Genomic DNA, 19,147 nt, shown 5'->3' with positions numbered 1-19,147 from the left:
CGAGTGGCGAGGGGCGCGAGTGCTGACGTCGCACCCAGGCGGACCGGGCCGGTGGAGGCGCCGACCGGGAACAGGCTGGTGAAGCCGGAGTTCCGGGCGCGGAGGGAGTCGCTCGGTGAACGCTGTGCAGCGCCGCCGGGCCCGGCCGCGATGACGGCGCCGCCGTTGCGGCCGCACGTTCGTGGCGTGGGCCCTCCCGCCCGGGCCGGGGCCGTCACCGCCGCGACATGCGCACGCCCATGGATCATGTGGTCTACCTCCGCGGAGCCTGTCGCCCTGACCCGCCACGGTCAGGGCGTCCCGCGCCACGATCTCGTCGCCGCAGGCGCAAAGGGAGGGCCGTTCGGCCCTAAGCCACCGACGAACGGCCCCTTTCGCATCCGTCGCCACGGACAAGCGGAATCGAGGTGCGCCGGCCGGGTGAGCCGTTCAGCCAGGGAGCGTGAGGCGGAAAGTGGTGTGTCCGGGACGGCTGGTGACGATGGCCGTTCCGCCGTGGGCGGTGATGACGGCATGGACGATGGAGAGGCCCAGGCCGGTGCTTCCCGTACTGCGGGAGCGGGCGTGGTCGGCGCGGACGAAACGGCCGAAGACTTCGGGTCGGAGCTCGTCGGGGATGCCGGGGCCGTTGTCCGTCACGTCCACGCGGACGGTGGTCTGTTCCGTCGTGAGGGAGACGGCCACGTCGGTGCCCGGTGGGGTGTGGGTTCGGGCGTTGGCGAGGAGGTTGCCGATCGCCTGCTGGAGGCGGTGGGCGTCGCCGGTGACGGTGACGGGCTCTTCGGGGAGGTCGAGGAGCCAGTGGTGGCCGGGGCCGGCGGCGCGGGCATCGTCCAGCGCGTTCAGGATCAGCAGGGTCAGGTCCACCGGTTCGTGTTCGAGGGGCCGCCCGGCATCCAGGCGCGCGAGGAGGAGCAGGTCGTCGACGAGGCGGGTCATACGCTGTGACTCACTGTCGATGCGTTCCAGCGCGTGGTGCACTTCCGCGGGAACAGAGGCGTGCCGGCGCAGGGCGAGTTCGGCGTGGCCGCGGATGTTGGCGACGGGTGTGCGCAGTTCGTGGCTGGCGTCGGCGGCGAACTGACGCAGTCGTTCCTCGCTCGCGTGGCGTCGGGTCAGGGCGTCTTCGACGTGGCCGAGCATGTGGTTGAGGGCGCTGCCGACCTGGCCCACCTCGGTACGGGGGTCGGTGTCGGGGAGGGGGCCGGGCATGGCGACTTCGCCGCTGGCCAGCGGTAGTCCGGCGACCTCCGCCGCACGGGCGGTGACCTTCTGGAGGGGGCGCAGGGACACCCGTACCCAGACGGCGCCCGCGATGCCGGTCCCCAGGAGGGCGGCACCGAACAGCACTGCTTCGACCGCTTCGAGGCGGTGGACGGTCTCTTCCACCGGGTGCAGGGGCAGGCCGGTGATCATGACGTCCTCGTCGTCGCCGTTGACGGCCGTGACGCGGTAGGTGCCCAGGTCGGAGAGGCGGATGCTGTGTCCGTTTCCGTCGACGGGGACTGACGCAAGGGTGTGCCGGTCACCAGGGGTGAGCCGGAGGGGGCGGGCGGTGGCGTCGTCGACGACGGCGGCCTGGGTGACGGTGCCGTTGAGGAGACGGGCTCCGAAGGTCGACTCGGCCTGGCCCCGGGTGTCGGGGCGGTTGTCGGCGTCGGGCTTGGCCTCGTGTTCCAGACTGGCTGCGAACCGGCCGCCGGACGCGGCCAGTTGCTCGTCCAGACGCCCCATCAGGAAGCCTCGCAGAGCAAGGGCGGTGAAGATCCCGACGGCGAGACAGGCGAGGGCGAGCAGGGCGACGAGCCCGACGGTGAGCTGGCCGCGCAGGGTGCGGGGCAGCGGGCGCCTCACGAGGCCTCCGGCTTGAGGACGTACCCGACACCGCGCACTGTGTGGATCATCGGAGTGTGTCCCGCGTCGATCTTCTTGCGCAGGTAGCTGATGTACAGCTCGACGATGTGGGCACGTCCGCCGAAGTCGTAGGCCCAGACGTGGTCCAGGATCTGGTCCTTGGACAGGACCCGGCGCGGGTTGCGCATGAGGAAGCGCAGGAGTTCGAACTCGGTCCTGGACAGCTCGACGGTGACCCCGCCGCGTCTGACCTCCCGGGCCTCCTCGTCCATCGTCAGGTCCCCGACGGTGAGCCGGTTGGTGACCGGCCCGGCAGTCATGCCGGCCCGCCGGAGCAGCCCGCGCAGCCGGGCAAGGACCTCCTCCAGGCTGTAGGGCTTGGTCACGTAGTCGTCGCCGCCCGCGGTGATCCCGGCGATGCGGTCCTCGACCGCGTCGCGGGCGGTCAGGAACAGGACGCACACCGTGGGCATCTCACGTCTGAGGGCCCGCAGGACCTGGAGCCCGTCCAGGTCGGGCAGCATCCAGTCCAGAATCACCGCGTCGGGCCGGAAGTCACGGGCCGTCGCCAGCGCGGTCGCGCCGTCGCCGGCGGTGCGCGCCTGCCAGCCCTCGCCCGTGATGACCCCGGCCAGGACGTCGGTGATGTCGGGTTCGTCGTCGACGACGAGGATCCGTACGGGGTCTCCGTCCGGGCGGTGCAGAAGCGAGGGTGTGCGCGGTTCGTCCATGATTCCTTCAGCATCCCCCGGCGCAGGCCACGGGCAGGGCGAGGCGTGTCTCTGAGTTTCCTCTGAATCGGAGCCGAGAGCGGTCGGGGCGGCTGTTTCAGAAGGTTCTCAGAAGTTGTGCTGTGAGGCTGGCCGCCCATCGCCGGAGCGTGCGCCCTGTCCGGAGGCCCCGCATGACCACCACGTTCACGACCACGACCTACGCGAGCCGAGGCATGCCCCACCGGCGTCCGCGCCGCACCCTCGTGCCGCTCCTGGTGCCGCTGGTGATCTGGGGCGGCGCAGCCGGAGTGCTGACGCTGTGGTGGAGCGACACGAACTCGGTGGTCGGCCTCGCGGGCTGGCTCACTGGCGCCGGACGCATCACCGGCCTCCTCGCCGGTTACGCCTGTGCGGTGCTGCTGGCCCTCATGGCCCGGATGCCGCTCCTGGACCACACCATCGGCACCGACCGTCTCGCCCGCTGGCACGCCTGGGGCGGCCGGTGCACCGTCTCCCTGGCCCTGGCACACACGCTCCTGATCATCTGGGGCTACTCGCTGACCTCCCACACGAACGTGGTCAGCCAGACCTCGACGCTCGTCCTGCACTACCCCGACCTGCTCAAGGGCACGGCAGGCTTCCTGCTGTTCGTCGCCACAGGAATACTGTCCGCCCGCGCCGCCCGCCGCAGGATGAGCTACGAGGCGTGGCACTACCTGCACTTCGCCACCTACCTGGCCGTCTTCCTCGCCTTCGGCCACCAGCTCTCCAACGGAGCCGACTTCGTCGGCAACCGCCTCGCGCAGACGGCCTGGTACGCGCTGTTCCTCGGCGTCGCGGTCCTGGTCGCCTGGTACCGCTTCACCCTCCCCGTCCGACGCGGGCTGCGCCACCGCCTGCGCGTGGCCGCGGTCCACCCCGAGGCACCGGGCGTGGTCTCCGTCCACCTCCGCGGCCGGCACCTCGACGAACTCGGGGGCCAGCCGGGGCAGTTCCTGCGCTGGCGGTTTCTGACCCGCGGATTGTGGTGGACCGCGAACCCCTACTCCCTCTCCGCTCCCGCCCGCCCCGGCCACCTGCGCATCACGGTGAAGACAGCCGGCGGGCACAGCGCGGCCCTCGCCCGCTTGAAGCCCGGCACCCGGGTGTGGGCCGAGGGACCGTACGGCGGTTTCACCGCGAACCGCCGTACCGCTCCCAAGGTCCTGCTGCTGGCCGGAGGGGTCGGCATCACCCCTCTGCGCGCACTCTTCGAGACGCTGCCGGGCCAGGTGACCCTCGTCTACCGGGCCCGCCGCGCCGTCGATCTCGCCCTGCGCGGCGAACTCGACGAGATCGCTGCCCGCCGGGGAGCCACCGTGCACTACATCGTCGACGAACCGGCCGGACACTCCGCTCCGCTCACCGCCCAGGCCCTGAGCACCCTGGTCCCGGATCTCGCCGCGCACGACGTCTACCTCTGCGGTCCGCCCGGCATGGCCCGCGCCGCCGTCGAAGCCCTGCGCGGTGCCGGGGTCCCGGCCCGGCGCATCCACCACGAGTCGTTCGCGTTCTGAGGGGAACCGCCATGCGCCGAGCCGTCCTCACCACCACCGGGATCAGCGCCCTGACCGTGGCTCTGCTCGCCCTCAAACCCCATCACCTGCCCGCGCTCGCCGGGGTGGCTCCTCCTTCCGCCACGGCCTCGCGCACCCCGTCGGCCACTTCGCCGAGCACGTCCACCGGGACCGGCACGTTCACCGGCGATCCCATCGACACCCAGTACGGAACCGTGCAGGTCGCCGCCACCCTCAGCAAGGGAAGGATCACAGCGGTCAAGGTGCTCCAGGCGCCGGACCAGAACGGCCGCGACCAGCAGATCGCCTCCTACGCGCTGCCCCGGCTCACCGCCGAGGCGCTCGGCGCCCAGAGCGCGCACATCGATGCCGTCTCCGGCGCCAGTTACACCAGCCAGGGCTACATGCAGTCCCTCCAGAGCGCCCTGGACCAAGCCCATGCCTGACACCGCGATCGCGCTGCGCCATGTCGAGCACGTCATGGGCACCGTCTTCTCCTTCGACGTCCGGGACCGGCCGACCCCCGCCATCCGCGACGCACTCGCCGCGGCCGTCCACCACCTGCACCGGGTTGATGCCGTGTTCTCCACCTACCGGGCCGACAGCCACATCAGCCGGCTCGACCGCGGCGAGATCCGGCTGAAGGACTGTCCGCCCGAAGTGCACGAAGTCCTCTCCCTGTGCGCACACGCCACCTACGCCAGCGACGGCTGGTTCAGCATCGTCCCCCGGGGAACGCTCGACCCCTCAGGACTCGTCAAAGGCTGGGCCACCGAAGCGGCGTCACGGATCCTCCACGACGCGGGCGCGCGCCACACCTGCGTCAACGGCGGAGGAGACGTGCAGCTCCGCGGCCAGGCGGGCCCGGGCACCGCGTGGCGCGTCGGCGTCGCCCACCCGCTACGCCCCGGTGAACTGGTCACCGTCGTCACCGCCGGCCACGACCTGGCCGTCGCCACCTCCGGCACCGCCGAACGCGGCGCTCACATCGTCGACCCGCACAGCGGCAGACCTGCCGACGCATTGGCCTCCCTCACCCTCGTCGGGCCCGGTCTGACACTGACCGACACCTACGCCACCGCCGCGTTCGCCCGAGGCGAGGGAGCACAGGCCTGGCTGGAAACACTGGACGGCTACGAGGCACTCGCGGTCCTGCCCGACGGCCGGGAATGGCGAACTCCAGGATTCAGCCGCTATGGAACATGAGGTGCGACGCGGAACCACGCCTCCGCCCCGAGGACGGGCGCCTCCCTGTCGCGGCCCCGGCTGTGCCGACGAGCCGCCTCATGATCCCGATCCGCCCTTGCCCTGTTCCGAACACCCTCGAAGGAGCTTCCCGTGGGACTCAGCCTGATCAACGGCCTCCCCGCGCACGTCCTGCTCGTGCACGCCGTCGTGGTTCTGGTACCTCTCACTGCCCTCGCCCTGATCCTGTGCGCCGCGCTCCCCTCGGTGATGCGCCGGTTCGGCCTCGCCCTGCCGGTCCTCTCACTGGTGTCGCTGGCCAGTGTGCCGCTGACTACCAGCGCCGGCGAGTGGCTGGAACGGCATGTGGACAGCGATCCCCTGGTACGCAGGCACGCTGAACTCGGGGACGAGCTGCTCCCCTGGGCCGTAGGCCTCTTCCTGGTGTCCACGGCGGTCTGGTGGTTCTACCGACGCGCGGCCGGCCCCGGAGCGACCAGCACGGTGGGCACGTCGCTCCGTGTCACCGCCGCGGTGCTGTCCCTCGCCGTCGGCGTGGGCGCCGGCGTACAGGTCTACCGAATCGGTGACTCAGGCGCCAAGGCGGCCTGGCACGACGGCTATTCCGCCACCGCGCACCCTGGACGCGGCTGACGGAACCGGCCGCGACGCCTCCCGCAGCCAAGGGAGCGCGGTCATCCCGTCCCTGGCCACCCTCCCTCCGGCCCGCGAAAAGCCATTAAAAGGGCTTATTTCCGACCTGGTCGTGCATCTGTCCGTGCGGATCGGTGCGAAGACCCAGTGAGGTGCGGCCGAGAGGGCCCGCCTGCGGAGCGAGGAGAGTTCATGCCCCACAGCGCGGTGTACGAGGCGCCGGTCCTCGGAGCGGCCTCCCCCGAGGCGCCCGGTGCCGGCTGGGCGACGGTGCCGGAAGGGGAGCTGACCTGGCGCGCCCTGGGCCTGGAGACGGTGGCTTCCATGCTGGTCGTCTCACTGCGCCGACAGGGGGACCGGGCCTTCGAGGCGTGGTGCCAGTGGCCGCGGCTGCATCCGCTGAACGAGCGCGTCAACGTCGTGGAACATCATCCGCTGATCGTCGTCGAGTCCACCCGGCAGATCGCCGTCGCCATCCAGCGCGGGCATCTCCGGACCGCCGGGGAGCGGCAGTTCGAGCCGGTGTCCGTGAGCCTGGGGCTGCATCCGGGCCTGCAGCCGTCGGAGAGCGGCAGCGTCACCGATGTGCGGGTCCGGGTCACGTTGAGCGATCTCGTGCCACGCGCCGGTGCGCCGGCCTCGTTCCGCGTCACGGCCGAGTTCCTGCACGCGCGGCAGGTGTTCGCGACGTGCACCATGACCTGCGCGCCGCCCGAACCGGACGAGCGTGGACCTCGCGTCGCGGCGCCGGAGTTCGGGCTGCTTCACCCCAGTGCGGCGGCGGTGGGCGCGGTGGCCGACGCCGATGTGCTGCTCGCCCGTGGACCGCAGGGCCGCCTGGTGGTCTTCCCGCGCGACCCGGCCCATCCCGTCCTTCTGCCGGGGCGGCCGAGCCTGCTGACCGCGCTGGCCGTACTGGAGGCCGGACGGCAGGCGGTCCTGCTCTCCTCCGGTATGACGCCTCGTGCCGTGGCGGGTCTGCGGGTGGACATCCGATCGGCGGTACCGGCGAGGGGAGCGACCGTCGCCGTCGTCTCGGATCACCTGGGAGCGCATTTCGCCATGACCGCCGCCGACCGGACCGTGGCGACGGGCTCGGTGAGTCTGCGGCGGCCGTGACGTGCGGAGTCCGGCTCGTGGCGGCGGCCCGCCGGCCGGCTCGTCAGGTGCCGATCCGCTGCGCGACGCGGCCGTTACGCCGACCGGTCGAAAATTCCGGAGGAACGCAACCGTATGACCGTTATGCCACGAACAACCCTTTGAGCGGTCGGCTCGGAGGCTGCTCCGCGGAAGCCCGCGACGCGTTCGCGCACCGGAAAGGATTCGCCATGAAACTGAGCGACGAGCTGCCTGTGGACCACCAGCTGACCACGGTCTACCGGTACGGCGCCGCACTCTGCGGACTCACCCTGCTTGTCTTCGGCGTCCTCGGATTCGCCGACGAACTCAGCCCGTTCAACACCCACGGGCATCACATCGCGGGGATGTCGACCAACGGCCTGCTGAGCCTGATCTCCGTCATCGTGGGCCTCGCGCTCATCGCCGGAGGCGTCGTCGGCGGGAACTTCGCCTCGACACTCAACATGGTGGTCGGAACGCTCTTCCTCCTGAGCGGGTTCGTCCACATCTTCATCCTGGACCGGTCGGCCAACATCCTGGACTTCGGGATGACCAACGTCCTGTTCAGCTTCGTGATGGGGCTGATCATTCTGACGTTCGGCATGTACGGGCGCGTGTCGAGCAAGCTGCCGCACGACAACCCGTACTGGCGTCGTCGGCACGCCCGGGAGGCCGCCCGCGAATCCCTCGCGGTCCGCCGCCGGAGCCAGGAGGAGAACCCGGCGCTGTCCACGGGCGGCACACATGCGAGTCGGGTGCTTCCCGCGGCGCCTGCGAAGCGCGAGAGCTGAGGGCGTGAACCAGCCGACCGGTTCGTCGTCCCTGCCACACCGGACGGGGACGACGAACCGGCCGGTTCGTGCTGCGTACGGCACCGCGCCCGGAGAACGCGAAGTCCGCAAGCACGTCAGCGGACGGACGACACCGGGAGGTGGTCGCCGTCGAGCATGAGCAGGGCTTCGTGCAGCCCCTGCGGACGCAGCAGCCCGGAGTGCTGCGTCCGCCGCCAGCCGGGCCCCGTGAGCAGGACCCGGCTCTGCGTGCGCGCCCCGCGGACGCCCCACCGGGTGGCGGCCACAAGGCGGGCCAACGGCAGACTCGCCGTCGACGCGGACTGCGACCACAGGACCACGGCACTCGGGCCGACCCGCTGTACCGCGGCCACCAGGGCTTCCGCCGGGACGGCTCCACCGAGCATCAGGGTGGGTACACCTCGCTCCGCGAGAACGGCCGTCAGTGCCTCAAGCGGCAGCGTGTGCTGCTCGCCGGGCAGGCAGGCCAGAATCACCGGCGCCGAGCGCGGTGCTTTCTGCGCGGCCACCGCACTCACGTAGACGTGGCGGAGGGTCGCGGAGATGTGCCAGGACAGCAGGTGCTCCACCTCCACGTAGCGCTCGCCCGCGGACTGCCACTTGCGTCCCACCGCCTGGAGCGCCGGAGCCAGGATCTCCTCCCATGTCACGACCAGCCCGTGGCTGCGGACCGCCGAGGCGAGTTGTTCCTGTACGGCGGCGCCGTCCAGCCGTACGGCCGCGCGGGCGAGTCCCTTGCATTCCTGGCGCACGTTCCCCAGCGGCAGACCGCTGCCTGACCGTGACGCGTACGGGGACGGGGAGCCGGTCGTCGTCGGAACGAGAACATCGTCCGCGAGCCCGGCGGTGTCGGATGCGGCCGTTCCGTTTCCGGTGTCGCGCCCGTCCTTGTGGCCCTTGGCCGCCTTCGCCGCCTCTCCCGGCGGGATGCCGGCTGCCGTCAGGCGGCACATCTCCAGGACCATGGCGACATCGTCGGAGGACCATCTGCGATGGCGTCCCTCCGCCCTGGTCGCGGGTCCGAGGCCGTAGCGGCGGTCCCAGGAACGCAGTGTGGTGGGCGAGACGCCCACCCGTCTCGCGAGGGAACCGGTACTCACCCCGGCCTCCGGCGGCAGCGCCGCGTCCGTGTCGGCAACGTCCGTGCCGCCGGTCACTGGAGATGTCCTCCGTCCGAGGGCGGAACCTGCAAGGCCCGGTCCACTGCCTGAGGCAGTTGCGCGGACAGCTCGTCCCCGAGCCGGTCGAACTCCCGCTTCAGCAGGGGAGTGGCCAGCCGGGCCAGCCCGTGGAACTCGACGCGGGCCCGGTAGGTCAGCCGTGTCCGGCCGCCGCGTTCCTCGAAACGAAGGTCGTCGGTCGAGGTGGCGGTCTTGTTGTGTCCTACGAAGGTCAGGTGATCGGTGTCGAAGCGGTCCAGCCGGTACCGCAGTTCGGTACGACGGCCCCGGAAGTCGGAGACGTTGTCCCACTCGGCTCCCACCGCCGGACCGCCGGTCCCGATCCGCCGGCAGGAGACGGTTCCCGGGTCCCACAGCTCGGCGTTCGAGAAGTCCGCGAGGAAACCCACCACGTCGGGCAACGGGTGGTCCAGTGTCATGACACGCTCGACTTCGATCACAACTGCCTCCGCCATCGACATCCGGCCGCCGGAACGCACGCTGCTCTCGGCATCTTTCCTTCCGTGCCAACGCCGCGAACGGATGCATCAGTACGTGATCGTTCAGAATCCGCCATTCCGAGTCCCACCGGTCGGCGCATCCGAACAGCAGATCCTCCGGGCACCGCGCCGACCTGACCCTTCGCATCCCGCGCGTTGCATCCGCCGGACGGCCTGGCGGCGAACCAGACACGTACCACCAAACCGGCGGTGCATTCGGGGAGCGACGCATGGACCTACGACGCGCACGGACCCACACCTCTACGGACCAGGCCTCCGAGGGCGACGTCCTCGGGGGCGGTAACGGTTCGCCCCGGTGCCGGCACCGTGCTGGCGCTTGTGCGGCGCTCGAAGTGGTGGGGTAGGGCGGGGCATGGAGACAAGACGTACCGGCTCCAGCCCCTCGGCCCACCGGCCCCGGCCCGTGGAAGCGCTGACGCCACTGGCTCCCCGCCCGGTGCGCCGCGTGCTCTTCCGGCAGAGCTGGCGGGACCTGGTCTTCCTGCACTGGGCGGCCGACCCCTTCGAGGTGGCCCGGCTGCTGCCCGCCGGCACCGTGCCCGACCTTCACCAGGGACGGGCCTACGTCGGCCTGGTCTTCTTCCGCATGGACGGCCTCGCGTTCGGCCGGACGCCTGCGCTGCCCTACCTGGGGAGCTTCGACGAGGTCAACGTCCGCCTCTACAGCCGTGATGACGCGGGCCGGCGGGGTGTGGTGTTCCGCTCCCTGGACTGCGACCGTCTGTTGCCGGTGCTGACGGCACGATGGGCATGCGGCCTGCCCTATCGATGGTCGCGTATCAGCGGCAGGTGGTTCGACAGCCGGCTGCTCTACAGCACGACGCGGCGTGGCGGCGGAGGCGCGGGGGCGCGGGTGTGGCTCGACGTGGGAGACAGACCGGTGGCGGCCGGGCCGCTTGAGGAGTTCCTCACCCAGCGGTGGGGACTGCACGAGCAGTTCCTCGGCCGTACGTACTACCTGCCCAACGCGCACCCCGCATGGTCCTTCCGTGAGTGCGACCTGCTGGGTTGGGCGGACGACCTGATCCCGGCCGCGGGTCTGTCGAAGCCGCGGGGGGAGCCCGTCAGCGTTCTGTACGCTCCTGGCGTCCCGGTGCGGTTCGGGCCACCTGTGCCCCTTCTCCGCTCCGGCCCTGCGCGGACCTGACCTGCCCCGAAGCCCGCGGCGGCACGGCGACAGGGAATCAGGTCCGTGCGGACAGGGCGCCCATGGACGCCAGCAGTTCACCGGCGGCCCATCGGGGGCCGCGTCGGCCCACCGACTCGGCCAGAGCAGCCACGCGTGGCTCCAGGGAGGTCCACGCCGCTGCGAGCGCGGCCGGGACGTCGTCCGGCGCCATGGTGTTCGGATCGAGCACCACACCGGCGCCCGAGCGCTCGGCGTCCCGCGCGACGGAGAACTGGTCGCTGGAGAACGGCAGTACCACCGCGGGTACGCCCGCCCGCAGGCACTCCGTGAAGGAATTGCCGCCGCCGTGATGCACCATGGCGTCCACGTGGTCGAGCAGCGCACGTTGCGGTACCGAGCGGGCCACCTCGACCCGGTCACCCGCGAGATCGGCCAGTGCCGCGGTCCGCTCGCCGGCCGCGACCACGACAGACACGTCCTGAGTTCCCTCCACCAGTCCGGTCACGACTGTGCGCAGGACATCGTCCCGCGCGGACAGGAACGTGCCCAGCGCGACGAGGACGAGCCGCTCGCTGTTGCCGCGCAGGCGGCGGAGCCGCGCGTCCCAGTCTGTGTCGAGAGGGTCCGGGTCGGCGGCCATGTGCCCGGCGAACAGGCGCGCCGGCCCGTGCGGAGGCTTCGGCAGCCATGGGAAGGGCGGGTACGCGTAGACGACCGCGTGCGGTGAGCTGAGCGCGAAGGCCCTGCCCGGGGCCGGCCGGGACGGCGCATGCTGCCGGGCGAACGCTTCGAAGAGGGAGGTGAAGAGCTTGTCGTTCCGCCGGGCGGCGGTACGCAACTCCCGCAGACGCCGAGGGGCGGGTCGCAGCCCGCTGGGCCAGTCGTAAGGCACGCCGAACCAGGCGTCGGGGCCTGCGAGCACGTAGCTGGGGTGGCCCGGGCAGAAACTCGCGTAGGGCAGACCCAGGCAGTGCAGTGCAAGGGTGACCGGGTAGCTGAGCTGGTCCACCACGTACCAGTCGGGACGCACCTCCCGGTCCATCGAGCGCAGCGCGTCGAGCACGCCGTCCGGGTCCGCGAGCATGTCCGCGCGCCGGTGACGCGCCTGCGTCAGGAGCGTCGACACGGCACCCTCCCTGGTGGCATCGAGGAACTCCCGCAGGCGGGCCGCCTCCTGATCGTCCTGCTCTGTCGCCTCGGCCACCCCGGTGTTGGCGTTGCGTGTCACGGACAGCGGCACGAAACGCGCACCTGCCTGCCGGGCCAGGTGCTCGAACGCCGGCGCACAGGCGAAATGGACGTCCGCCCCTTGCCGGCCCAGCGCGCCCGCCAGGACCGACAGCGGGCGGGCGTGGGACATGAACGGCGGGCTGACGACAACGACGCGCGGCATGGGCACCCTTCGGCCAGACGTCTTCCGTCCTCGACCGGTCAGAGCGAGGCGAGCGCATCGTAGGCGACGTCCGGCCAGGTCGCAGCCTGTGCCGACGATCACCGGGGAGGCGCATCCGTAGGGCCGGCACTCCTGGAACCACATGGGTCGGATCCGTCCCCGAGACAGGAGAGCCCATGGTCGGCACCGCCTTCGCACCTGCCTCGGCGCCCCGAGGCCCCGGACGTCCGGCACAAGCGGGCCAGGAGGACCACGACGTCCTGGTGGCCGCCCGCGTCGCGTTCTTCGACGGCTCCGGACGGACCGGTCACACGCCGTCCTCGGGAGGGCGGAGCGCCGTCCCCGTCCCGGACGAGCTGGCCCGGCTGTTGGACGCCGAATACGGAAGAGGGCCACGGGCGTTGCCGCCCGGGAACGGTCACGGCACGGCCCGCGACGACACGGCCGTGGCGGCGCTGCGTCGCGCGGCCCGACTCGGCGGGCCGCCGACCCCGGAGACACTCCTCGCCCACCACGACGGCGGACCGAGGCTCGTCGCCGCGCTCACCGAGGTGTGGCCGGACACCGTCCGCCGACATGGCCGTCAGCACGCGGAGAAGGCACTGCGCTCCCTTCTCGCCGACTCGGCCGACACACCGGCCGCGGGCAGCCTTCTGGACCTCGCGGTGGCCGCCGGACTGCACCCTCTCACTCCGGCCGAGGGCGCCGCGCTGGGGCAGCGCAGCGCCCATCGAACGGTGCGCCATTCCACCTGGAGGTATCTGCACCAGACGCCAGGAGGCCCGGCCCACCTCCCAGACCCCGACCGGGCCGCGGACGCCTACGAGAGGCTTCTGCTGACGCCGCCAGCGCCCGTGCTCGGCCCGGACAAGGACGGACCGTCGGGCCTGCTGGTCGCCCAGACCATGCTGCTGGGCCGGCTGGACTCACCCGGACAGGGCATGAGCGGAGGACTGGCGGTACTCCTCGGAGACCTCGGCGACCGGCTCGCCGAGACCGACGGGATCGCCGGCGTGATCACGATCGTCACGGCCGGACACGACGACTTGACGGAGACCTCCGGGCTCGTCCGTCAACGCGGTCCGGGCCACTGGGTGCTGCGGCTCCCCGTGGACGCGCCCACGTCACCGGTCCAGCCGGACATGCACCGCCACCGGGCAGCGCTCAGCTGGTGGGCGACCCGCCTGCTCGGCGGGATGGCGCGGCCCCTGGACGTCCTGCACGTCAGGTATGCCGACGACGGCAGCCTGGCACTCGCGGAGGCCGCCCGGCGACTGGGCGCCGCGCTGGTCTTCACGGCCACACCCGATCCGCATCGCGACCTCGCCGCGCGTCACGCCGCGCGCGACCCGGCCGACCCGGTGGCAGGGGAGGAGCTGCGGCAGGATCTGCATCGGGTGTTCGTGGCCGATCGCCTCGTGGCACGTGCCGACACGGTCGTCGGCATCCCCGGACGTGGCGGTACGGAGGAACTCGTCCGCCATTTTCCCCGCCTCGCCGGGCTCAACGCGGGTGCCGGACCGAGCGCACCGCCCGAGGGCATAGCCGCGTACCGGCCGGACCCCGACGAGGACGACCGGAGACGCCAGGCGCTCGCCATGCTCTACCGGGACGGAGCGCGCCCCGACTCCCTGGCCCCCCGTGACCGTGGCGTGCCCCTGCTGCTGTGCGTGGGCCGACTTCACCCGGTGAAGCAGCAGGACCTCCTGGTCCGGGCCTGGCTGGCGACAGGCGGATACCGCACCTGCACCCTGGTCCTGGTCGGCGGCAGCCCCGGTGCAGGCACGGCCGAAGAGGACGACATCCGCCACCGCATCGACACGCTGCTGGCCGCGTACCCCCAGGCAGGCGGCCGTCTGGCGTTGCTGCCCGCTCTTCCGAACACCGAGGTACGCCGTCTCCAGCGTGCTCTCGCCCGCCGGACCCCGGACGCCTGCTCGTGGTACGTGTGCCCCAGCGCCAAGGAGGAGTTCGGGCTCGCCGTACTGGAGGCGATGGACGCGGGTCTTCCCGTGGCCGGGCCCCGGCGCGGCGGCGTCACGCACTACCTCCGCGATCGGGTCAACGGACTCCTGATCGACACGTACGACCAGGCGGGACTCATGCGGGGGCTGCGGCGCGTCGCCACCACAACCGTGGACGACCGGCGCCGTTACGCGGAGGCGGGCAGGAAGACGGTCGCCGAACGATTCTCCGTCGCGCGCATGGCGGACCAGCTGGCAGACGAATACATCGCTCTGCGCGGCCACTGAGCCGCATCGATCCCGACCTCCTTCAGCGGCCACCGTGGCTTCTACCAGCCGCGTTGCCGCCTCGGCCATTTCGATGCAAAGACGATGCGAGTTGTCCATCTTGCATCGAATGCGCACCGTAGAGGGGACGCAGTCACTCTCGGCGACCAGCTGGTCCAGCGAGGAGCAAGCCATGACGACCGCAGTGCACATCGACGCGGAGATCGACGACGGTGCCCTCGTGGACGGGTTCCTGGACGGCGACGAGGCCTGCCTCGAAGCCCTGCACCGCCGATGGGGGCCTCTCGTGTACGCCCATGCCAGACGCTCGACGGGGGATGCGCGGGAAGCCGAGGACATCACCCAACTGGTGTTCTTCGCCGCATGGCGCGGCCGAGCCGGATTCGCGCCCGAACGCGGCACCCTTCCCGGGTGGCTCCTGGGCATCACCCGCCGGAAGATCGCCGACGCCCTCGCTGCTCGCACCCGCCGTACCGAACTGGTCGACGCGGCAGCCGCCGAACTGGTGCTCAAGGCGAACAACGAGGCCGTGCAACCGGAGGCCGCGCTCGACCGCGTCCTCCTGGCCGACGAACTGTCCCGCCTTCCCAAGCCTCAACGCCACGTGCTCAACCTGGCCTTCTACGACGATCTCACCCAGACCCAGATCGCCGAACTGACCGGCTGGCCCCTGGGCACCGTCAAGAGCCACGCGCGCCGCGGGATGCACCGCCTGGCATCACGCCTCCAGCCGGACACCGGCCGTGAACGCGCCGCATGACGGCACTGCGTTCCCGGCCTGGTCGTCGAGGGGCCGTGGTGCCGGAGGAATCGGCGCAGGTGCGGCCGGTGGTCCTGGTCGAGCAGTCCGTCGTGCCGTGTCGTAGGCGTATGCCGTGGTGAAGGGCACCGAGCCCCCTCGCCTGCGACGGCCGCCACCGGTTCAGCCTCTGCCGGGAGGTCGTCATCCTCGTCGTGATGTGGGGTATGCGGTGTTGCACCCGACGGAAGGATTCTCATGACCACCTACGTGATCACCGTGCCCGGCACCTTCACGTCCGGCGTCGACGACGCGGCGAGGCAGCGGCTGGGACGGGCGCTGCGGCCTGCGGATCCGCATGGCACCAGGATGGGCAGCGCCGAGGACCTGGACGCGCTCACCGTCAACGACGACAACACCTTCGCCCTCCGGCTCACCGTGGACGCGGACACCAACGCCGACGCGGAGCGCGAGGCGCGGAGGCTTGCGGACGCCGCGCTGCGAGAGGCCGGACTCGACGCGGACGATGTGCCGCTCGGCCCCGCGGTGATCACCGGCATCGACTCCGAGATCGCCTGACCGGCAGGAGGCTGTCCAACCCGCCGCGCACCCCCGCACCGACGACGGGGGCGCGCCCACGGTTGCCGCCCGTTCGATCGTGGGTGCTGCCGTCGGTGATTTCGGTCGGGTCGACGGTGCCCATCTCCCGGATGACGATGTCGCGGCCGGCGACGACGTGGCGCAGCTGCCGGGTCGCATCCTGGCGGAACCGTGGCTCCTGGCCCGTGGCCGTCACCAGATGGAGATGCCGTTCTCGTACTCGAAGCAGCTGATCGTTTTGGGTCCGGCTATCCCGTCGACGCCTCCCGCGCACCAGGAGTACGTGCTGGTGTCCTGGATCAGCCGGGTCCATGCCCTGGTGTTCTGGCCGAAGACGCTGTCGACGGTGAGTACGTCGCCGAAGTGGTGGTTGATCTGGCGCTGCCAGCCGGAGACGCAGTAGTCCGTGCTGCCGTACGACAGGTCGGCATCGGGCACCAGGAGTTTCTCGGTGCCCGGGATGAGGGGGTTGTCGTAGTACTTCAGGTGGCACACGGTGGAGGACGCTTCAGCCGGGCTCGCCACGAGGAGCGAGGCTGCGGCCAATGCGATCACCGTGCACGACGCGGCGATGTGCTGGGCTCTGATCATGGATGTGTCCTCTGATACTCGACTGCGGCTCGCGCGGCACGGATAAGGAGCGTTTCGCCAGGGTTGGAGAACGCCAACGCCTATATAGAAAAGGGGTGTTGATGTTCAGGCGAGGGAGACTACTACGGCCCATCGGCGCCGTCAGCGCATGGGAAGGCCCGGTGCCGTAGGCGTCCGCGGGCGGCAGCGTGGACATGCCGCTGCCGCCGCCGCTGCCGCTGGGAGCAGGACACGGCCGTTTCCTCTGTAAGTTAGGTTAGGCTAACCTTCTCGACATGGCGAAGATCCGCAGACTGACACCGACGCACCCCAGGATGTTCCGTGCCGAAGTGGTGCGCACCGAGCGCGTCTCCCCGTCCATGCACCGCGTCACCGTCACGGGCCCTGACCTCTCCGGATTCCCCTGGCTCGGCTACGACCACTGGTTCCGGCTCTTCCTGCAACTCCCGCACCAACAGCGCCTGCGGCTGCCGGAGTTCACCGGGGCGCGCTGGTGGCAGCCCTACCTCGCGATGCCGGACGCGGAGCGACCGCACTGCGCCAACTACACGGTCGCCGACTTCCGGCCCGAGGCCGCCGAGATGGACATCGACTTCGTCGTGCACCACGGTCCCGACGGCGAGTTGGCGGGTGGCGCGGCGATCTGGGCCTGCGCCGCTAGGGCCGGCGACGCGCTCGCCGTGCTGGACCAGGGCATCTTGTTCGATCGCCCGTCCGACGCGACGGAGGTACTGATCGTCGCCGACGAGACCGGCCTCCCGGCCACTTCGGGCATCCTCCGCTCCCTTCCCCGGAACACGGTCGGCCGCCTCATCCAGGAAGTCCCCACCGAGGCCGACCGCCGTACCATCGACGCACCGCCCGGAGTCGCCGTCACCTGGGTCGTCCGCGAGCACCCCATGGCCGTCCCCGGCGCCGCGGCCCTCGACGAACTGCTCCGGCACACCTCCGCCGACGCGGCCGGATACGCCTTCATCGTCGGCGAGTCCACACTCGCCACGGAGGGCCGCCGCCACCTGCGGGCCCTGGGCCTGCCCAAGGAGCGCATCACCTTCTCCGGGTTCTGGCGTCACGAGATCCATCAGGCCGCCTGACGACACCGGCCGGGCGCGACGCGGGCCGGCCGGCCGGGCAGGGGAAAGCCCTTTCACCGTGCGGCAGTTGTAGGGGAGGTGCACGTGGTGGGGCACCCGTTGGGTCGCTGCGAAGGGCTCGCGGCGTTCGAGCAGCCCTCCTGAATGGGGCAACGGGCGTGACTCACCTTTGGCGGGGCCGCACTTCGCAGCGTTCAGCGTCTCCGGTACCGGCCGTGCCGGCGGGGCTCATGTCAGGACGGGGCCGACGGCGGTTGCCCTCACCCCGCCCGCCACCGCTGCTCCGCGCCCCCGCTCAACGGCACCAGCGACACCCCCTCGGCCCCCTCGGGTGTCACACCCGTCCCGATCGCGATCGCCGGCCGGATCACGCCATCGGAGTCCACCGTGAATCTCAGGTTGTCGCCGTGGCTCCCGTCCACCGAGTCGCACTCCCAGACACCGACCCCCTTCTCCACCGATCCTCGGCTGTCCAGGCACAGGTCCGAGTCGGCGGACGACTGCACGACCCCGCGTGCGACATCGACCCGCCACAGCTGGGTGGCCGACGAGGTGCAGGGGGCCGTGACCACATCCGTGCCCTCCGTCAGATCGCCGTCCCGGATGTCCAGGCACCGGCCCGTGGAGACGTTCACCACCTGCGCGTACGTGCTGTCCGGCGCGTGAGCGGTGGGGGAGGGGGACGGAGTCGGCGTGGTGCCCGCGGGCCTGGTCGGCTTTGAACTCTGCTTCGGGGGATGCGACTTGGGAGGCGTCGGCGACCGCGTCACCGGGACTGTCGCCGTCACCGTCACCTCCGTCGGGGCCGACGGCACCGACACCGTCCCCGCCGCTGCCCCGGGGTGCGGCGCGTCCCCCGGCCGCAGCAGCAGAAACAGCAGCGGCACCAGCGCCACACCCAGCGCCGCCGAGGCCAGCACCAGGCGGCGGGAGGGTGACCAAGTCGGTCCCGTGGCACGGGGGTTGACCTCCGGCTCCGTGCGGTTCCGCAGTAGGTACGACGATCCCACCCAGGGCAGCAGGCCTTCCGCCAGCGTCGCCCGCGGCGCGTCCCGCAGCGCAGTGAGTTCCTCGTACGCGCCCGTGCAGTGGACGCAGTGGGCCATGTGGGCGTGCAGGTCGGCGCTGTCCCGGGGGCTGTCGGGGCGCACCGACTCCTCGATCAGGCGCCGGAAGTCTCCGCAGCGCGGGTCGTCGGACGCGGCCAGGCGGGCCTTCAGACAGGCCTGGGCCATCGCCTGGAGGGCGAGTTCGGTGCCGTGGACGACGTCCTCGTGGGTGAGGCCCAGGAAGGTGGCGGTCACGGCCGGCGGTTCCTGCTCGACGACGCCGTACCAGACCAGGCCCTGTGTGCGGGAGGGGAGGGACTGGAAGGCCGGGAGCATGGTGGGTCTCGGGGCCGTCGTGCTGAGCAGCAGGAGGAGGCCGGCGTCGAGGCCGGCCGAGCGGTCGTCCAGGGACCAGGACTGGGCCACCCGCCCTGTCAGGAGCAGGAGTTGGTGGCGCCAGGGGCCCGTCGGCTCCACGCCGCGTGCCGTCTCGCGGGCCGCGAGCGTGAACGCCTGCGCCGCCAGCTGCCGTGCCGCGGGTTCACTCGTGGTGCACAGGCGGGCGTAGGACAGGACGGACGGCTGGTGTCGGGCGCGGAGTTCCTGGAGGGCCGGGTACAGCGTGGACGTGTCGGCGCGCAGCAGTTCCGTGAGGCGTGCGTCGGACGCGTGGGCCTGTGTGCCGCCGTACTCCTGGGAGTGAACCATTCACCGCTTCCTCGCACC

At 71.4% G+C, this 19,147-nt stretch carries 18 protein-coding genes; 11 read left to right on the top strand and 7 right to left on the bottom strand.

The window, feature by feature from the left end:
* Window positions 1–429: 429 nt before the first annotated feature.
* Together ACIPTO_RS20665 and ACIPTO_RS20660 are read right to left on the bottom strand one after the other, a co-directional pair.
* Window positions 430–1,854, bottom strand: a complete 1,425-nt coding sequence (locus ACIPTO_RS20665) for a sensor histidine kinase (protein WP_401194204.1) — start codon at window positions 1,852–1,854, stop codon at window positions 430–432.
* A complete protein-coding gene (locus ACIPTO_RS20660) occupies window positions 1,851–2,585 on the bottom strand; it encodes a response regulator transcription factor (protein ID WP_366314849.1) in 735 nt (244 codons plus the stop codon). Before ACIPTO_RS20660 ends, ACIPTO_RS20665 begins: the two co-directional genes overlap by 4 nt.
* A gap of 173 nt (window positions 2,586–2,758) precedes the next feature.
* On the opposite strand from ACIPTO_RS20660, the gene ACIPTO_RS20655 reads away from it, so the two are divergent.
* The 6 genes from ACIPTO_RS20655 to ACIPTO_RS20630 all read left to right on the top strand — a co-directional run bounded on the left by ACIPTO_RS20655 (window position 2,759) and on the right by ACIPTO_RS20630 (window position 7,872).
* Entirely contained in the window at window positions 2,759–4,123 is a 1,365-nt protein-coding gene (locus tag ACIPTO_RS20655; protein ID WP_401194201.1) for a ferric reductase-like transmembrane domain-containing protein, read from the top strand.
* An 11-nt stretch (window positions 4,124–4,134) separates the two neighbouring features.
* Complete coding sequence (locus ACIPTO_RS20650) at window positions 4,135–4,569, top strand: FMN-binding protein (RefSeq protein ID WP_401194199.1); 435 nt, start codon at window positions 4,135–4,137, stop codon at window positions 4,567–4,569.
* Entirely contained in the window at window positions 4,562–5,329 is a 768-nt protein-coding gene (locus tag ACIPTO_RS20645; protein ID WP_401194196.1) for an FAD:protein FMN transferase, read from the top strand. The genes ACIPTO_RS20650 and ACIPTO_RS20645 overlap by 8 nt, the downstream gene beginning before the upstream one ends.
* A gap of 132 nt (window positions 5,330–5,461) precedes the next feature.
* Complete coding sequence (locus ACIPTO_RS20640) at window positions 5,462–5,962, top strand: DUF2231 domain-containing protein (RefSeq protein ID WP_401194194.1); 501 nt, start codon at window positions 5,462–5,464, stop codon at window positions 5,960–5,962.
* A gap of 192 nt (window positions 5,963–6,154) precedes the next feature.
* Window positions 6,155–7,081, top strand: a complete 927-nt coding sequence (locus tag ACIPTO_RS20635; protein ID WP_401194191.1) for an AfsA-related hotdog domain-containing protein — start codon at window positions 6,155–6,157, stop codon at window positions 7,079–7,081.
* A gap of 209 nt (window positions 7,082–7,290) precedes the next feature.
* Entirely contained in the window at window positions 7,291–7,872 is a 582-nt protein-coding gene (locus tag ACIPTO_RS20630) for a DUF4383 domain-containing protein (protein ID WP_401194188.1), read from the top strand.
* A 116-nt stretch (window positions 7,873–7,988) separates the two neighbouring features.
* Here the strand turns inward: ACIPTO_RS20630 and ACIPTO_RS20625 are convergent, their stop codons facing one another.
* Window positions 7,989–9,050 (bottom strand): MerR family transcriptional regulator, encoded by a 1,062-nt coding sequence (locus ACIPTO_RS20625; RefSeq protein ID WP_401194186.1) that lies wholly within the window; start codon window positions 9,048–9,050, stop codon window positions 7,989–7,991.
* Entirely contained in the window at window positions 9,047–9,514 is a 468-nt protein-coding gene (locus ACIPTO_RS20620) for an SRPBCC family protein (RefSeq protein WP_401194183.1), read from the bottom strand. The genes ACIPTO_RS20625 and ACIPTO_RS20620 overlap by 4 nt, the downstream gene beginning before the upstream one ends.
* 412 nt (window positions 9,515–9,926) lie before the next feature.
* Here ACIPTO_RS20620 and ACIPTO_RS20615 point away from each other — a divergent pair, with 412 nt between their 5' ends.
* Window positions 9,927–10,721, top strand: coding sequence for a YqjF family protein (locus tag ACIPTO_RS20615; RefSeq protein ID WP_401194181.1), 795 nt, complete (start codon window positions 9,927–9,929; stop codon window positions 10,719–10,721).
* 37 nt (window positions 10,722–10,758) lie between these two features.
* Here ACIPTO_RS20615 and ACIPTO_RS20610 read toward each other — a convergent pair whose 3' ends face one another.
* Window positions 10,759–12,096 (bottom strand): glycosyltransferase, encoded by a 1,338-nt coding sequence (locus ACIPTO_RS20610; protein ID WP_401194179.1) that lies wholly within the window; start codon window positions 12,094–12,096, stop codon window positions 10,759–10,761.
* 176 nt (window positions 12,097–12,272) lie between these two features.
* On the opposite strand from ACIPTO_RS20610, the gene ACIPTO_RS20605 reads away from it, so the two are divergent.
* The 3 genes from ACIPTO_RS20605 (at window position 12,273) to ACIPTO_RS20595 (ending at window position 15,666) form a co-directional block, all read left to right on the top strand.
* A complete protein-coding gene (locus ACIPTO_RS20605; RefSeq protein ID WP_401194177.1) occupies window positions 12,273–14,348 on the top strand; it encodes a glycosyltransferase family 4 protein in 2,076 nt (691 codons plus the stop codon).
* A gap of 172 nt (window positions 14,349–14,520) precedes the next feature.
* The gene (locus ACIPTO_RS20600) at window positions 14,521–15,108 is read left to right on the top strand and encodes an RNA polymerase sigma factor (RefSeq protein ID WP_401194175.1); all 588 of its coding nucleotides are present in this window, start codon (window positions 14,521–14,523) and stop codon (window positions 15,106–15,108) included.
* A 237-nt stretch (window positions 15,109–15,345) separates the two neighbouring features.
* Window positions 15,346–15,666, top strand: a complete 321-nt coding sequence (locus ACIPTO_RS20595; RefSeq protein WP_401194172.1) for a hypothetical protein — start codon at window positions 15,346–15,348, stop codon at window positions 15,664–15,666.
* A 213-nt stretch (window positions 15,667–15,879) separates the two neighbouring features.
* On the opposite strand, the gene ACIPTO_RS20590 is transcribed toward ACIPTO_RS20595, so the two are convergent.
* Window positions 15,880–16,278, bottom strand: coding sequence for a hypothetical protein (locus tag ACIPTO_RS20590; RefSeq protein ID WP_366314825.1), 399 nt, complete (start codon window positions 16,276–16,278; stop codon window positions 15,880–15,882).
* Window positions 16,279–16,553: 275 nt separating this feature from the next.
* Between ACIPTO_RS20590 and ACIPTO_RS20585 the strand changes: the two genes are divergently transcribed.
* The gene (locus ACIPTO_RS20585) at window positions 16,554–17,372 is read left to right on the top strand and encodes a siderophore-interacting protein (protein ID WP_401194170.1); all 819 of its coding nucleotides are present in this window, start codon (window positions 16,554–16,556) and stop codon (window positions 17,370–17,372) included.
* A gap of 260 nt (window positions 17,373–17,632) precedes the next feature.
* On the opposite strand, the gene ACIPTO_RS20580 is transcribed toward ACIPTO_RS20585, so the two are convergent.
* The gene (locus ACIPTO_RS20580) at window positions 17,633–19,129 is read right to left on the bottom strand and encodes an RICIN domain-containing protein (RefSeq protein ID WP_401194168.1); all 1,497 of its coding nucleotides are present in this window, start codon (window positions 19,127–19,129) and stop codon (window positions 17,633–17,635) included.
* Between the last annotated feature and the right edge of the window lie 18 nt (window positions 19,130–19,147).

This window comes from Streptomyces sp. NPDC090083, assembly GCF_044747445.1.
In the GTDB taxonomy this organism is placed as follows: Bacteria; Actinomycetota; Actinomycetes; order Streptomycetales; family Streptomycetaceae; genus Streptomyces.
Note: the sequence above shows the minus strand (reverse complement) of the source record. Positions and strands in the feature narration are given on the sequence as shown.

What these genes read in the sequence shown, in the direction of transcription:
- ACIPTO_RS20660 (WP_366314849.1), bottom strand. Translation starts at nt 2,585, where the DNA reads ATGGACGAACCGCGCACACCCTCGCTTCTGCACCGCCCGGACGGAGAC.
- ACIPTO_RS20655 (WP_401194201.1), top strand. Translation starts at nt 2,759, where the DNA reads ATGACCACCACGTTCACGACCACGACCTACGCGAGCCGAGGCATGCCC.
- ACIPTO_RS20650 (WP_401194199.1), top strand. Translation starts at nt 4,135, where the DNA reads ATGCGCCGAGCCGTCCTCACCACCACCGGGATCAGCGCCCTGACCGTG.
- ACIPTO_RS20645 (WP_401194196.1), top strand. Translation starts at nt 4,562, where the DNA reads ATGCCTGACACCGCGATCGCGCTGCGCCATGTCGAGCACGTCATGGGC.
- ACIPTO_RS20635 (WP_401194191.1), top strand. Translation starts at nt 6,155, where the DNA reads ATGCCCCACAGCGCGGTGTACGAGGCGCCGGTCCTCGGAGCGGCCTCC.
- ACIPTO_RS20630 (WP_401194188.1), top strand. Translation starts at nt 7,291, where the DNA reads ATGAAACTGAGCGACGAGCTGCCTGTGGACCACCAGCTGACCACGGTC.
- ACIPTO_RS20615 (WP_401194181.1), top strand. Translation starts at nt 9,927, where the DNA reads ATGGAGACAAGACGTACCGGCTCCAGCCCCTCGGCCCACCGGCCCCGG.
- ACIPTO_RS20610 (WP_401194179.1), bottom strand. Translation starts at nt 12,096, where the DNA reads ATGCCGCGCGTCGTTGTCGTCAGCCCGCCGTTCATGTCCCACGCCCGC.
- ACIPTO_RS20605 (WP_401194177.1), top strand. Translation starts at nt 12,273, where the DNA reads ATGGTCGGCACCGCCTTCGCACCTGCCTCGGCGCCCCGAGGCCCCGGA.
- ACIPTO_RS20600 (WP_401194175.1), top strand. Translation starts at nt 14,521, where the DNA reads ATGACGACCGCAGTGCACATCGACGCGGAGATCGACGACGGTGCCCTC.
- ACIPTO_RS20595 (WP_401194172.1), top strand. Translation starts at nt 15,346, where the DNA reads ATGACCACCTACGTGATCACCGTGCCCGGCACCTTCACGTCCGGCGTC.
- ACIPTO_RS20590 (WP_366314825.1), bottom strand. Translation starts at nt 16,278, where the DNA reads ATGATCAGAGCCCAGCACATCGCCGCGTCGTGCACGGTGATCGCATTG.
- ACIPTO_RS20585 (WP_401194170.1), top strand. Translation starts at nt 16,554, where the DNA reads ATGGCGAAGATCCGCAGACTGACACCGACGCACCCCAGGATGTTCCGT.
- ACIPTO_RS20580 (WP_401194168.1), bottom strand. Translation starts at nt 19,129, where the DNA reads ATGGTTCACTCCCAGGAGTACGGCGGCACACAGGCCCACGCGTCCGAC.